The 15,794-nt window shown below is 30.5% G+C and carries 14 protein-coding genes; all 14 read left to right on the top strand.

Translation table 11 applies throughout. From position 1 onward, the window contains the following. Positions 1–7: 7 nt before the first annotated feature. Entirely contained in the window at positions 8–1,330 is a 1,323-nt protein-coding gene (locus LI164_RS11200; protein WP_227087151.1) for a hypothetical protein, read from the top strand. A gap of 17 nt (positions 1,331–1,347) precedes the next feature. Beyond that, positions 1,348–2,448, top strand: a complete 1,101-nt coding sequence (locus tag LI164_RS11195; RefSeq protein ID WP_227087150.1) for a glycosyltransferase — start codon at positions 1,348–1,350, stop codon at positions 2,446–2,448. Positions 2,449–2,488: 40 nt separating this feature from the next. After that, positions 2,489–3,523, top strand: coding sequence for a glycosyltransferase (locus LI164_RS11190; protein ID WP_227087149.1), 1,035 nt, complete (start codon positions 2,489–2,491; stop codon positions 3,521–3,523). 24 nt (positions 3,524–3,547) lie between these two features. Next, a complete protein-coding gene (locus LI164_RS11185; protein WP_227087148.1) occupies positions 3,548–4,579 on the top strand; it encodes a glycosyltransferase family 2 protein in 1,032 nt (343 codons plus the stop codon). Positions 4,580–4,603: 24 nt separating this feature from the next. Then, complete coding sequence (locus LI164_RS11180; protein WP_227087147.1) at positions 4,604–5,569, top strand: glycosyltransferase family 2 protein; 966 nt, start codon at positions 4,604–4,606, stop codon at positions 5,567–5,569. Positions 5,570–5,572: 3 nt separating this feature from the next. Further along, positions 5,573–6,730 carry a hypothetical protein gene (locus LI164_RS11175; RefSeq protein ID WP_227087146.1) on the top strand — a complete coding sequence of 386 codons (1,158 nt, stop codon included), beginning with the start codon at positions 5,573–5,575 and terminating at the stop codon, positions 6,728–6,730. A 48-nt stretch (positions 6,731–6,778) separates the two neighbouring features. Beyond that, positions 6,779–7,921, top strand: a complete 1,143-nt coding sequence (locus LI164_RS11170) for a hypothetical protein (protein ID WP_227087145.1) — start codon at positions 6,779–6,781, stop codon at positions 7,919–7,921. A 37-nt stretch (positions 7,922–7,958) separates the two neighbouring features. After that, positions 7,959–8,441, top strand: coding sequence for an acyltransferase family protein (locus LI164_RS11165; RefSeq protein WP_227087144.1), 483 nt, complete (start codon positions 7,959–7,961; stop codon positions 8,439–8,441). A 74-nt stretch (positions 8,442–8,515) separates the two neighbouring features. Further along, positions 8,516–8,938 carry a hypothetical protein gene (locus LI164_RS11160; protein WP_227087143.1) on the top strand — a complete coding sequence of 141 codons (423 nt, stop codon included), beginning with the start codon at positions 8,516–8,518 and terminating at the stop codon, positions 8,936–8,938. A gap of 4 nt (positions 8,939–8,942) precedes the next feature. After that, positions 8,943–9,863 (top strand): beta-1,6-N-acetylglucosaminyltransferase, encoded by a 921-nt coding sequence (locus LI164_RS11155; RefSeq protein ID WP_227087142.1) that lies wholly within the window; start codon positions 8,943–8,945, stop codon positions 9,861–9,863. A gap of 10 nt (positions 9,864–9,873) precedes the next feature. Beyond that, positions 9,874–11,001 carry a polysaccharide pyruvyl transferase family protein gene (locus LI164_RS11150; RefSeq protein ID WP_227087141.1) on the top strand — a complete coding sequence of 376 codons (1,128 nt, stop codon included), beginning with the start codon at positions 9,874–9,876 and terminating at the stop codon, positions 10,999–11,001. A gap of 10 nt (positions 11,002–11,011) precedes the next feature. Next, the gene (gene murJ / locus LI164_RS11145) at positions 11,012–12,526 is read left to right on the top strand and encodes a lipid II flippase MurJ (RefSeq protein ID WP_227087140.1); all 1,515 of its coding nucleotides are present in this window, start codon (positions 11,012–11,014) and stop codon (positions 12,524–12,526) included. Between the two features lie 24 nt (positions 12,527–12,550). Next, positions 12,551–13,933: a phosphoglucosamine mutase gene (glmM, locus tag LI164_RS11140; RefSeq protein WP_227087139.1), complete on the top strand. Its 1,383-nt coding sequence runs from the start codon at positions 12,551–12,553 to the stop codon at positions 13,931–13,933. A gap of 22 nt (positions 13,934–13,955) precedes the next feature. Beyond that, positions 13,956–15,794, top strand: a complete 1,839-nt coding sequence (gene glmS, locus LI164_RS11135; protein WP_227087138.1) for a glutamine--fructose-6-phosphate transaminase (isomerizing) — start codon at positions 13,956–13,958, stop codon at positions 15,792–15,794.

Raw genomic sequence — 15,794 nt, 5'->3', positions numbered from 1 at the left:
GAAAAAAATGAAATTTGATATTGTAAAAAAAATATACGAAAAAACACCAATGAAAATAAAATTTTTGTTGTTACCAATGTTCGTGCGTGTAATCGCAGATAATCCGGTTTTTAAAAAAACATATTTTAAATTGAATGAGTATGAAAAACTGGATGAAATGGAACAGAGGAAAGAGCAATTAGAGATACTGAAGAAAACTTTAATTTATGCTAAGAATAATGTTCCATATTATCAAGAGCTATTCACAAAAATAAATTTTAATCCAGAAAAAATGGATTCTTTTGATGATATAAAAAAAATTCCTGTATTGACTAAGAAAGATATATTCGATATTGGTGAAAAAATTTATTCGACGGAAGATATACCATATTATACGTCTTATACCGGAGGAAGTAGTGGAAAAGCATTGAAATGTCTTTTAGATAAAGACTCTTATTATAAAGAAAGAGCATTTTTTTCGCATTTTCTGGCACCTTTGGGATATGATCCTAAAAAATCAAGGACAGTATCATTTTACGGACATAATAAAGGTAAGGAGTACTATTTTTCTCCGATAAAAGCGGATATTGTAATCTCACCGTTCAGACTTTTTAATGAAGAAAATTTTGAAGATATATATAAATTAATTATAAATTTTAAACCAGATTTCATAACTTGCTACGCATCTGCGATTTCATACTTTGCAAAATTGTGTAGAAAATACAATAAAAGTCTTCAATTAAAAGGTGTTGTTTTTACATCAGAAAACTGGACGCAGGAAGATATAGAGATTGTGCAGAGTACATTCAAATGTAAAGTAGTATCTACCTATGGACATACAGAAAGAGCCGTTTTTGGATATATAGTAAATGGAAAATGTACTTTTGATAAACTGTACGGATATACAGAATTACTTCCAACAGACGTTAAGGACGAATACCAGATTGTATGTACAGGATTTATATCTCACAAAATGCCATTAATTCGTTATGTGACAGATGATGTTGTTCAAATACAGGAAGATGGAAGTTTTAAATTAATAGGGCACAGAAAATCAGAGGTAAAACTTATTGGAAAAAATGGAGTTCCAATTTTTAAGGGAGCTATGACTTTACATATGTCGGAGACTCAAAAAGTTCGTACATATCAGTATGTACAGAATGTAATAGGAAAAGCGGAACTGCATATTGTACAGGAAGAAGAACTTACAAATAAGGAGTTAAAAAATATTGAGAACTATATTAGTCAACGCTGCGAAGGGTTGCTTGATGTAGAGATAAAAATTGTTCGTGAGGTACAATATACGCCTCGTGGAAAATATATATGGGCTATATGTAATATTGAGCAATAATTACGAGGAGATTTATAATGGAGAAAAAATGCTATGTCATAGGAGTTTATCCTCCACCATATGGTGGGGCAACAGTAAAATGTGAGTTGTTTTGTGATACATTAGAAGATACTCAGATTAGTGTTGAAAAAATAGATGCATATGAACCTAAAAGACATAAAAATAAAATTTTTAAGACATTACAAAAATATATTTCAGCATTTAAATCAGATGATACAATAGTTTATTGTTTAGATTCTAAACGCTTAAAAATTTCAATTATGTTGCAAAGTTTATTTCCAAAATCATATAAGAAAACTACGATTTTGGCAATAGGAGGAGTGTTTCACGAAACTATAGATGAGTCTCCTTTTTTAAAGAAACATTTAAAAAAAGCTGATGGAATATGGGTTGAAACCGAGGGGATGAAATTGAAACTTTTAGAACGTGGGTTTAAAAATATAAAAGTTTTTCCAAATCCAAAATTAGAAAAAGGTTGGTGCATCCCTACAACATCTAATACAAATGAACCATTGCGGCTTTTATATTTTTCTCAGATTAGTGAGGAAAAAGGCGTGGAGGACATTATAAAATTGGTCGAATTATTAGATAGAGATGGAAATATTCCATATCAGTTAGATTTTTATGGTCATATAGTAACCGATTTTGAAGAAACGTTTGATGAGTTTATTGAAAAATCAAAAAAAGTTCGTTATTGTGGTGTTTTTGATTCTACAAAATCAAATGTATATCAAAAAATAAATGAATATGATATATTATTATTTCCTACTCATTGGAATACAGAAGGAGTTCCTGGAATCTTAGTAGAAGCTAAAATGGCTGGAGTTGCTGTTATTGCAAGTGATAGAAGTTACAACAGTGAACTAATACAGGTAGATAAGAATGAAGGGGTTGTAATACATCAACCTTATTTCTCGGAAATGTACAAATATATAAAACAGATGTATTTTGACAGAGAATATTTGCAAAAGATAAAAGAAGGATCATCACAATCACGAAAAAGATATGCATTGGAGGAATATAAGGATATGATTCAAAAATTATTTGGGGGGGGGCACAAGTATGAAATAAAATATAACAATATTTTATCGAATAGATCTCCCGCTTTTTCCATGTGAATCACGAATAATTATAGTTGGGGAAGAGGGAGAATGTATAATGAAGATTAATAAAGAAGTTTATGTAATAGGTGTCTATCCACCACCATATGGTGGTGCAACGGTAAAATGTGAATTATTCTGTAAAATGCTTAAAAATGTAGGTATTATAGCAAATAAAATTGACATTTATGAAGCCAATAGAAATAAAACGAAGATCATTGGTATTTTAAAAACGTGTATTAAAGCATACAAATCAAACAATCCAGTAGTGTATTGCTTAGATTCTAAACGCTTAAGAATCATGATATTTTTACAAAAAATGTTTAAAAAGTCATTTACTAATACAACGGTATTAGTTATTGGTGGAATTTTTCATGAAACGGTAGCGGAACATCCGGCTTTTGAAAAGTGCATGAAAAGAGTGAACGGAATTTGGGTAGAAACGGAAGGAATGAAAGAAAATCTGTTGAAAAGAGGATTTGATAATGTTGAAGTATTTCCGAATCCAAAATCCCAAATAGGCAATTGCTATCCGCAAAATGCAAAAAAAAATAAAGAATTAAAGCTGGTATATTTTTCACAGATTAGTAGAGAAAAAGGTGTGGAAGAAATCATAAAATTGGTTGGATTGTTAAGCAATAAGACAGAAATATCATATAAATTGGATTTTTATGGACATATTGTTCCGGAAGTCAAAGATAAATTTGATGAATTTATCAATAATTCTTTGAATGTCAGTTATTGTGGAATATTTGATTCAACAAAATCAAGTGTCTATAAAAAATTGAATGAATACGATATATTATTATTTCCTACTAGATGGAAAGGTGAAGGAGTACCAGGAATCTTAGTTGAAGCAAAAATGGCTGGAGTTGCAGTGATAGCAAGTCCTATGAATTTTAATAAAGAAATTGTCTGTGAAAATATGAATGAAGGATTTATTCTTGAAAAAGAGTATCCACAGGAAATGTTAAACATTATAGAGCGATGTTATAAAGACAGAGATTTATTAAATCGAATGAAAATAGGATCATATCAGTCACGAAAAAGATATACTCTGGAAGAATACGAAGATATGATTGAAAAATTATAAGAATTAGGCAGAAGGAGATTTATTATGCCATTTATTTCAGTAGTTGTTCCCGTTTATAATGTAAGAGATTATATAAAACGATGTGTAGATTCATTACTAAATCAAAAATATAATGATTATGAAATTATTTTAGTAGATGATGGATCTACAGATGGATCAGGTGAATTGTGTGATTTAATTGCAAAGAAAAACCTAAATGTTATGGCTGTACATAAAAAAAATGGTGGTTTGGCAAGTGCAAGAAATTATGGGCTAGAGTATGTGCAGGGAAAATATGTAACTTTTGTGGATTCTGATGATTGGGTAACTAATGACTATCTGACATTTATTGATGAACATTTGAAAAAAAACGAAAGCGACATTTTAAAGTTTGGTTATCAGCGGGTACAAAATAATAAGTTGAAGTCTATGACGATACCATATTTTAAAGAAGGAATATATGATAGAGTGAGAATTGAAACAGATATATTACCGGGAACAATTGGACCTATATGTTTATTTGATTATTCTCAAAGTGCATTGATGTCAGCATGTGTATGTGCATATTCAGTTGCATTTTTAAATGGTAATAATATAAGATTTCAGTCTGAAAGAGAAATATTAAGTGAAGATCACCTTTTTAATTATAAAGTTTTATTAAGGGCAGGAAAAGTAGAAATTAGTCATAAAGTTTTGTATATGTATGATTTTCGTGAAGGATCATTAACGAAAAGATATATTGTTAATATGATTGAAAGAAAGCAAAATCTATTACAGGTTTATAAAAAGGAGTTACAAAAATGTGGTTTATTTGAAAAATATGAAGATGCTTATTATTCACAATGTGTAGATGGCTATTATGCCTGCATAACAAATGAATGTGGGCAATGGAATGCTAATAGTGAAAAAAGTGATAAAGATAGAGTCAAAGATATTTTAAAAATTCCGGAATGCCAGTTTGCGCTTAAAAGATGTAACGTACAAAATATGAAAATTAAGGGAAAAGTGATATATTGGCTAATGCGTACAAAACAAGCTTGGTTAATGTGTATACTGTATAAAATGGTAAAGCGATAATAGACAAAATAAAGGAACAAATTTATGCCAAAGTTGAGTTTAATTATGCCAGCATATAATGCAGAAAAAACATGTATGAAGGCAATTGAAAGTATTATATCGGATAAAAGTGATTTTGAATTAATTATTATTGATGATGGTTCTAAGGACAACACTTTTAATATCTGTAATGAATATGCAGCAAAAGACGCTAGGGTTAAGACTTATAGAAAAGAAAATGGAGGAGTATCAAGTGCGAGAAATTATGGCTTAAATATCGCAAATGGAGAGTATGTTGGGTTTGTAGATGCAGATGATGGAGTGTCTGAAAAATATATGCAAGTATTATTTCCTCTAATGGAAAAAAAATTTGATGTTATTACATTTGGATATTCAGGTGTTATTAATGGAGAACAAGTATTAGCATCTAACCCGATTATTACTGAAAATGTAAAAGAAATGTATAAAGATATGTTGGTTTACGGTGGAAATCTAAATTCTCCATGGAACAAACTATTTAAAAGAAATCTAATTCATCATACTTTTAATGAACGAAAAAGTATGGGAGAAGATCTGGAATTTTGTTGCCAATATTTGAAAACAATTAAAACATGTAAAGCTATTTCAGATGAATTGTATATCTATAATATAGATTCAACTGGCTCACTTACAAAACACCTAGATATGGTTTTGGATTCTATTACAGAAGATATGAAAGTACTTTTAGATTTTGTGAGTTCAATTGGATTTGATAGGGAAATTGTGTCCGATAAATTTTACCAAAGAACAGAAGGTGTTCTTGGAAGCGTACACAATTATAAAGACTTCTATGGAGCAATGCATTATTTGTTGGATGATTCCGACTATAAAATGTTATTGTCTGAATTTTGCCCTAAAAAGAGTAAAAATAAATTGTTGCGCAGTATGTTGATAAAAAGAAAATGGAAATTTTTGTATATATATTTATTATGTAAACGGTGTGCCCGTAGAGTAATTCGAAGGGAGGGATGATGAATGAATAATAAAAGCATATTTCTAGGGACAGAAGAGATATATGTTGGTTTAATCGGAATGATCGCTTTACAAGATGCAATGAATGCATCAGAATTATTAAAACCAATATTTGATATTATTAAATATCCATTATTAGGTATGATTATAGCCACAATGCTATATTTGGCTTTTAAAGTGAAATATAAAGCCGCAGCATGGGGATGTTTTATAATATTATTTGTACTTGGACTTAACACAGCGAAAATTCTTTCTACTAATGTAGTATTATATATTGCAATATTGTGTTTTTTATCAGATGGAAAAAATTTGAAAAAAGTAGCAAGAGCAGTATTATGGATAATTGGTGGAATATTTGTATTACATATGCTGATGTTTTTAGTGAACTATTCTTTTTCAAGAAGTAGTTTAAGTTATTTAGAGTGGAATGGTTTACAAAGATATAATATGTATTTTGATCATCCAAATAATGCGGCAAAATACTTCGTTTTTATATGTGTTTTAATAGAGTATGCATATGCAGATAAAATTAAATTAAAACAATGGTTTTGCTTAATGATATCAATGGGAATTATATATTATTTTACTCATTCAGAAGCGGTATTTGTGACGATTATTTTGTTTGTAATGAGTTATGGAAAGAATACTTTATATGGGAAAAATATTATAGAATTTGTTGCAAGGTATGGCATGGCAATTAATGCAATTATAAGTGCAAGTTGTGCAATGCTAATTACAATTCCTGTAATTTCAAAATTACTTTTGTTATTAGATGGCATGGGATCAGGGCGATTTTCAAATTTATTTTATGCAGTACAAAAGTACGGGCTTACTTTGTTTGGACAGAAAGCACTTTTTGGAAGTTATCAAATAGTTGGCGGTTATAATGGTATTTATGCAGATAATTTTACCGTTTATTGTATGACATGCATGGGGATTTGCTATATTGTGATTGTATGTATACTTTTTTATTTCGGGGCAAAAAAAATGGATTTAGCTGGAAAGGAGTATTTATGTATGTTTATTGTTTTTTCATTATTTGAAAACAGAGTATTAGGTATTGAAGCATATTTTGCATTAATAGTTGCAGCAAATTCATGTTTGTGTAGGACAAAAGAAATCATCGGGGGGGGGGGCAGAAGTCTTATAATACACTCCTGACATATATTGGTGGTAGTCCATCATTGGCATATTAGGGAGGTATGTATAATGATGGATACATTAAAATTAAGAAACCATAATATAGCATATTATACATTATTAGCACTTTTAACAATAGATAGTGCAATACGTAATTCGCAAGTACTATACCCTATATATCAGATGTTTGAACAAGCAGTAATAATTCTTATTGTAGTACTGATGCTTGGAGTTATATGTACAGCTAGAATGAAAAAAGTACAGTTTGTACTATTGATGATTATGGAAATGTTTGGAGTTTTAATTTATTTGAAACTAGGAAGAATGTTTTTCTTATATTTAATTAATATTTTGTTTTTCTGTGCTGATAAGGATATTGAAAAAACAGGAAGAATAATGTTGCGTATTTTATCAGGAATATTTAGCTTTAACATAATTTGTACGGTATATTTTTGGATTTTTGATAGATCAAAATTATATATACGTACATCAATTTTAGAACCCCGTCCACAACTTGATTTATCATGTGGTGGGCATCCTAATCATGCTGCATGTTTATTTGTGTTTATAACATGTATTTTCTTTTATTTACATATTGAGGAATTGAAAAAGAGATACTTTATCGGACTTATATTAATGACAATAATTATGTACATAATAATCGGCTCTGAGGCATTGTTTGTGATATTTCTTTTACCAATTATATGGAATTTTAAAGACAATAAAACTGTAATGACTGTTTTAAGAAAAATTGTGAAATATGGAATTCCAATTATTTTAGCAGTTAGTTTAATTTTGATGTGGAGTTCTTATATTCCAGGGCTAAGTAATGTAGCTGAATGGATGAATAATGTATCTAGCGGACGATTTGGATTGAGTATTGAGGCAATGAATAGGTATCCATTAACTTTCTTAGGTGCGAATACTGAATTTGGACATCTTCAAATCAGAGGTGAAGATATATATGTATATGCGGATAATGCATATGTTTATATGTTAATAAATGCAGGAATTATATATTTGGTATTTTTAGGAGTGATTTTATTTTTAACGGCACAAACACTGGAAATAAAAGAAATAGTGATTATATTAGTATATTTAGGATATGGATTGGCGGAATCTAATATATTAAGTTTTACCTGTATTTTTCCATTGATTGTAGCTGTTCATAGCAGATGGGGTCAGAAGATAAAAAGTACTCTTAAAAGTTAAAAATTAAGTCTTAATTTGTACAAGATGGAGAGAAGAAATGAGTAGAGAAGTATCAAAAAAATTATCATATTTATATTTTTTAATGACAGCAATGGTTATTGGTTTGCATAGCGTTAGTGTTAATTCATTGGGATTCTTTGGAATTTCCAAAGATTTTAATAGTTATGTGAGAGTTTTTTATGATGCAGCTACAGGTTCTTTTTTCTTTTTTTCAGCTTTTTTACTATTTAGAAAAGAGCATAAATATACGGAATTATTGAAAAGAAAAATATATTCATTACTGATACCTTATTTAATATTTAATATTATTGCTTTTTTATATAAAGATGTTTTAAGAGAATTAGTTTTGTACCATTCGTTATCACAATATGATGTTAAGGAATTATTCTATAAGATATTACTTTCGACAGCTAATCCTCCGCTTTGGTTTATGAGAGTGTTGATAGAATTTGTTATAATTTATCCGATTATAAGAATGATATTAAATAATGAAATTTTAGCGGGGGGGGCATTATATTAACAGTTATATTGCATTTGTTAATTGGTGTAAATGTTGGGTATAGTACAGTACAATATTGGATGCCTCTATACCTTATGGGAGCTACATTTGGAAAAAACTATGAAAACCAATTCTGTATATCGAAAAAAATAAAAACATTAATTTCTGTAATTGTTTTTTTTATATTGATTTTTTTAGCCAAAGAATCAGATGTGATTTTCTATTTTTATAGACTTGTATCCCCCATATTAATGTGGTATATTTTTGATTTCTTTAAAAAATTTCCAAGTCCGAGATGGTGGATAAAATGTACAGTCTTTTATTATGGAATGCATATTTTGGTTATTTCGCCGGTAGCTAAGACTTATAAATTATTTTTGGGTCAAAATATAATTGCATTATTTCTAGCTCATATTATAGTGCCAGCTATTTGTATCACATTGTTGGCAGTTATAGCAATGATTGTACGAAAATTTATACCTGAAATATGGAAAATAATGATAGGTGGAAGGAGTTGATTTAATGAATAAAAAACACGCATATTTAATAATGGCACATAATGATTTTCAAATTTTGATTGAAATATTAAAAGAATTAGATCATGAAAGAAATGATATATTTTTACATATTGACAAAAAAACATTAGAATTTCCAGAACAAAAAATAAAGAATGCTGTAAAAAAGGGAAGACTTTTTTTAGTTCCTCGAATGAGCGTCTTTTGGGGTGGGTATTCTCAAATTGAATGTGAATATAGATTGATGCAATATGCAGCCAATAAAGGAAATTATGCTTATTATCATATGACAACGGGAGCGATATTTCCACTTAAAAGTCAAAAAGAAATATTAGAATTCTTTGATGAACATGCAGGCTATGAATTCATTGGTTATGATAATTCTGATGACTATAGTGGTAGAGTAAAAAAATATAATATTTTCAATGAAATAGGAAAAGCAACGACAAAAATAGATCAATTAAAAGCTTTTTGTCGTAATAAATTTAGAGGCTTTCAGGGAAAAGTTGGTTTTGTGTATAGACCAGCAAGAGGCATAGAATTTAAAAAAGGATTTGTATACTGGTCATTAACAGAAGATGCTATTAAATATGCATTAGAGAAATATAAATGGGTAAGAAAAGTATTTAAGCATTCTTTTTGTGGTGATGAGCTATTTATGCAAACTATTATTTATAATTCTGAATTTAAAGAAAAAATATATGATTATAAAGATGAGTACAGAAGTTGCATGAGATATGCGAAACCAGCTCAATCATGGAGTCCGCAATTTAGTGGATCTTCAATTAAACAAGCTAATCAATTTGAAACAGGAATTTGTTCAGATGATATAGAAAAATGTTTAAAGAGCAATATGTTGTTTGGGTTTAAATTTGTTGGAGAAACAGGACTAGATGCAATTAAATGTTTACGTAAATTAAGAAAGTAGAGGTATAAAAATGAAAATAGGAATTCTGACATTTCAAGCATCACATAATTGTGGTTCAATGTTACAAGCATATGCATTGCGAGAAGTTCTTGCAAGAAAATATAAAGCCGATGTAGAATTAATTAATTATTCTAATTATGTATCAAGATGTATGTATGGATATATTGATACAAGGCTAAAAAAAAGTTCTATTCAAAGAAATATTGAAACATTTACACATTTGAAAGCTGTTGGCGAAAGCAGAAAGTGGTATAATGATTTTTCAAATAAATATTTAGTTAAAAGTGATAAATATTGTAAAACGCCAGAAGATTTGAAAAAAATAGCGAAACAATATGATTTATTAATAGCAGGTGGAGATCAAGTATGGAATGTACGATGCCAAGATGCAGGAAAAGAATTCTATTTAAATTTTGCAAAAAACATTAGGAAAGTTGCATATTCTCCTAGTTTAGGTGGTTCCAATATTTTAAAGTATGCTGATGATTTGGAGGCATATAAAAATTATTTATTAGATTTTGAAAAGATTTCGGTCAGGGAACCAAATGGAAAGAAATGGCTGGAGAAATTAACAAATAGAGAAGTGCCGATTATTTGCGATCCAACAATGTTATTGACAGAAAAAGAATGGATAACATGGCTTCCGGTTCCGGAAATAAAAGAAAAATATATTTTTAATTACGCTTTTTATCACAATAGATCAGAAACAAATGAAATATTGCAAAAAATATCAGAAAAAACCAATATGCCTATTTATGTAATGGATTATAAATCATACGATTATTATAAATTATCAAAATATGGAATAAAAAAATACGAAATGTCTGGTCCATTGGCTTTTTTAGGATTGATGAAAAATGCTTCATTAGTAATGACTCAGTCATTTCATGGAACATTATTCTCAGCATTATTCAATAGGAATTTTTGGTCTTATGACTGTGAAGGACAGCACAATCCAGAAGATGATCGAGCTATTGCGATATTAGATCAATTAGGATTAAAAGAACGCTATCAAATGGTAGATGATTTGTTAAAACTGGATATTATGGAAAAAATTGATTATGAACCGGTAAATAAGAGGATTGAAGAGTTTAGAAAAATTTCCTTTGAATATATTGATTCTTTTATGGGATGCTAGGAGAGAGCTAGTGAAAAAATTACAATATAGAATAAAAAGTATGAAATCAGCAACAGCAGCAAAAGAATTATCATGGATGATGATTATAACAATTATTACACAGTTCATTTCAGTATATAAATCTGCAATTATAGCTGCTAATTTTGGAGCATGTGTAGAACTGGATGCATATAATTTTGCCAATAATTTGTCTACTTTTTTTCTTACGTTTGTGAGTACAGGAATTACAACTGTCGTCCTTCCAGCATATGTTAAAAAGTTAGATAAAAAAGCAGTAGACACATTTTTAACAGTGGTATTTGGTGTAACAGGACTTCTTCTGGTGATTACTTATTTATTGAGGGGGAACTTAGTTGATTGGTTAACATCTAGGGATTCAACATTCAGAACGTATGTATGCTCAACCATGTTATTAACTATTTGGATACAGGCTTTACCTGCTATATTAGGAGTGACTGCAGCTTTTTATCAGTGTATAGGAAGGTTTAATTTGCCCAAAATTATTTTGTTGATTTCTAATGTAGGAACAACTGCGTTACTTATATTTTTAAAAGAATTTGATTTGTATCAATATTTATATATTCTTTTAGGTGGAGCTGTTTTTCAATTTGTGGTAGATTTAATATGTGCAATACATTTAGGCTTTAGATTTAAATTAGAATTTCAATTCAAAAATAGTACATATAAATCTATGATGCATATATTTTTACCGACACTTTTTAGTACAGGAATATACAAAATAAACACAATGATTGACTCATTAATATCATCAAATGTTGGAACGGGACAATTAACAATATTGTCTTATTCAAATACAATTGTAGGAATGGTTAATGTATTAATTATAGGAAACTTGATTACATATGTTTACCCTAAAATTGTAGAAGCAGTTTCAAATAAAAAAGAAAAAGGACAAAGAACACTATGGAACTACACTATTGTATTTCATATAGTAGTGTGTCTGGTCTTGGTAGGATTTATTTCTGTTGGCAGAGAATTTATTGGACTTTTATATGAGCATGGAGAATTTTCTGCATCAGCAGCGACAGCGGTTTATTTATGTATGAGTATTTATATGTTTGATCAGCAGAATAATATTGTAAGAGATTTGATATACAGGTATTTTTTCGCATATGGAGACACCAAAATAACTGTAAAGAATGGAATTGTAACAAGTGTTACAAATATAATATTTAGTTTTATACTGTCATATTTTTGGGGAGTATATGGAATTATATTAGGAACATATGTAGCGGGTGTGGTTTCACTGATTTCTATTATATTTAGAATGAAAAAAAGATATGGTTTTGAAGTAGATATACGAACTGTATTAATGAAATTTGGAAAAACAGAATGTGTGGTGATATTAACAATTATTATAGTTATTAGTGTTAAACATATAATGCCTGATTTTTCATATATTGTTAGTTTTTTGATATATGGAATAATGAGTGTTTTAGTATATAGTGGAGGCATTTTAATATTTCATAAAAAAGAAATTTTAGGAAGACTGAGGGAAGAATAAATATTTTATAAAAAGGAAAGAAAAATGGGAAAATATTTTGGAACAGATGGCTTTCGAGGAGAAGCCAATAAGAATTTAACAGCAGATCATGCGTATAAAATCGGGCGTTTTTTAGGTTGGTATTATGGTGAATTAAAGAAGCAATCAGGTGATGATACACCGGCTCGTATTGTAATTGGAAAAGATACTCGCCGTTCAAGCTATATGTTTGAATATTCTTTAGTCGGAGGTCTGGTGGCATCTGGGGCAGATGCCTATCTCCTCCATGTGACAACAACACCATCTGTTGCCTATGTTGCACGAGTAGATGAATTTGATTGCGGTATTATGATTTCAGCAAGCCATAATCCATACTATGATAATGGAATCAAGTTAATTAATGGCAATGGTGAAAAGATGGATGAAGATACAATTTCTTTGGTAGAAGCATACCTTGATGGCAATTTGAATGTATTTGGCAAAGATTATGTAGAGATTCCATACGCTCATCGGGACAGAATTGGATGTACAGTAGATTATGTTTCTGGAAGAAACAGATATGTGGGTTATCTGATTTCTCTTGGTGTTTATTCATTTAAGGGTATGAAAGTGGGACTTGATTGTGCCAATGGTAGTTCATGGAATATTGCCAAAGCAGTATTCGATGCATTGGGAGCAAAAACATATGTAATTAATGCAGATCCAAATGGCACCAATATTAATACAGATGCCGGTTCCACTCATATTGAGGGATTGCAGAAGTTTGTAGTCGAGAAAGGACTGGATGTTGGTTTTGCCTATGATGGAGATGCAGATCGTTGTCTTTGCGTAGATGAAAAGGGAAATGTAGTCGATGGAGACGCAATTCTTTATGTCTATGGAAGATACATGAAGGAACGTGAGAAATTGATTACAAATACTGTTGTTACAACAGTGATGTCCAATTTTGGACTTTATAAAGCTTTTGACGAGTTGGGAATTGGTTATGCCAAAACGGCTGTTGGCGATAAATATGTTTACGAGTATATGCAGAAAAATGGTTGCCGACTTGGAGGGGAGCAGTCGGGGCATATTATTTTCTCAAAATATGCTTCAACAGGGGATGGTATTCTTACCAGCCTTAAAATGATGGAAGTTATGATGGCAAAGAAAATGAAAATGAGTCAGCTCACAGAGGATTTACATATCTATCCACAGGTTCTTGTAAACGTTAAAGTAAAAGATAAAGCAGTTACACAGGCTGATAAAGACGTTCAGGATGCTGTAAAGAAAGTTGTTGATGCATTAGGAGATACTGGACGTATTCTTGTTAGAGAATCAGGTACAGAGCCTTTAATTCGTGTAATGGTAGAAGCTGAAACTGAGGAGATATGTAGAAAACATGTTGATAATGTTGTATCTGTAATTAAAGAAAAAGAGACACGCTAAGCGAAAAAGGGAGTAAATAATTATGTGTGGAATTGTTGGATTTACAGGAAGAGAACAGGCAGCACCTATTTTATTAGATGGACTGTCCAAGTTAGAGTATCGAGGATATGATTCGGCAGGAATTGCTGTTCGTGATGGTGAGAATCCAGTTGATATTGTGAAAGCAAAGGGGAGACTTAAGATCCTTGCTGAGAAAACAAATGATGGTAAGGCAGTAATTGGTTCATGTGGAATTGGTCACACCAGATGGGCAACTCATGGAGAACCATCGGAAAATAATGCTCATCCTCATAGAAGTGATAATGGAAATATTGTAGCAGTACATAATGGCATTATTGAAAATTATCAGGAATTAAAAGAAAAGCTTGTGAGAAAAGGGTATACATTTTATTCCGATACAGATACAGAAGTTGCAGTCAAACTTATTGATTATTATTATACAAAATATGAAGGAACTCCAGTAGATGCAATTAATCATGCTATGGTTCGTATTCGTGGTTCTTATGCTTTGGCAGTAATGTTTAATGAATATCCAGAAGAAATATATGTTGCAAGAAAAGATAGTCCGATGATTCTCGGAGTAGAAGATGGGAAATCTTATATTGCGTCTGATGTACCTGCTATCTTAAAATATACAAGAAATGTGTATTATATTGGTAACATGGAGATGGCTCGTGTAAGAAAAGGCGAAATTACTTTCTATAATCTTGATGGAGATGAAATTGAGAAAGAATTAAAAACTATTGATTGGAATGCAGAAGCAGCAGAAAAAGCTGGATATGAGCATTTTATGATGAAAGAAATCCATGAACAGCCAAAGGTTGTAGGTGATACAATTAATTCTGTTGTGAAAGAGGATTTTATTGATTTATCAAATGTGGGGCTTTCTGAAGAAGATATAAAAGAAATCAGTCAGATTTATATTGTTGCGTGTGGATCAGCTTATCATGTTGGTATTGCAGCACAGTATGTAATTGAAGACTTAGCAAAAATTCCAGTTCGTGTAGAACTTGGTTCTGAGTTCCGTTATAGAAATCCATTGCTTGATAAGAATGGTCTGGTAGTAGTTATAAGTCAATCTGGAGAAACAGCAGATAGTTTAGCAGCACTTCGGGAAGCAAAGGAAAAAGGAGTACGAACATTAGGAATTGTAAATGTAGTTGGATCATCTATTGCCAGAGAAGCTGATTCAGTATTTTATACTTTGGCAGGACCTGAAATTGCTGTCGCTACAACAAAGGCTTATAGTACACAGCTTGTTGCAACTTACGCTTTGGCAATCCAATTTGCAAAAGTTCGTGGAGAAATTTCAGAAGAAAGATATGTTGAACTTATTGAAGAAGTAAAGACTTTGCCAGAAAAAATTGCAAAGATTTTAGAAGATAAAGAACGTATTCAATGGTTTGCATCAAAACAGGTAAATGCTCATGATGTATTCTTTGTCGGAAGAGGCATTGACTATGCAATTTGTATGGAAGGTAGCTTAAAGATGAAAGAAATCAGCTATATTCATTCGGAAGCGTATGCTGCCGGAGAATTAAAACATGGAACGATTTCTTTAATTGAAGATGATATTTTAGTAGTCGGGGTATTGACTCAGCCAGAACTGTATGAAAAAACTATTTCCAATATGTTAGAATGTAAGAGCCGAGGAGCATATTTGATGGGATTGACTACTTTTGGAAAATATAATATTGAAGATACAGCAGATTTTACAGTTTACATTCCAAAAACAGATCCACTTTTTGCAACATCACTTGCAGTAATTCCATTACAGTTACTGGGATACTACATCAGTGTGGCTAAAGGATTAGATGTAGATAAACCAAGAAATCTGGCTAAGAGCGTGACAGTAGAGTAA

The sequence above is a fragment of the Dorea sp. 210702-DFI.3.125 genome, assembly GCF_020560945.1.
Lineage (GTDB): Bacteria > Bacillota > Clostridia > Lachnospirales > Lachnospiraceae > Dorea > Dorea formicigenerans.
Note: the sequence above shows the minus strand (reverse complement) of the source record. Positions and strands in the feature narration are given on the sequence as shown.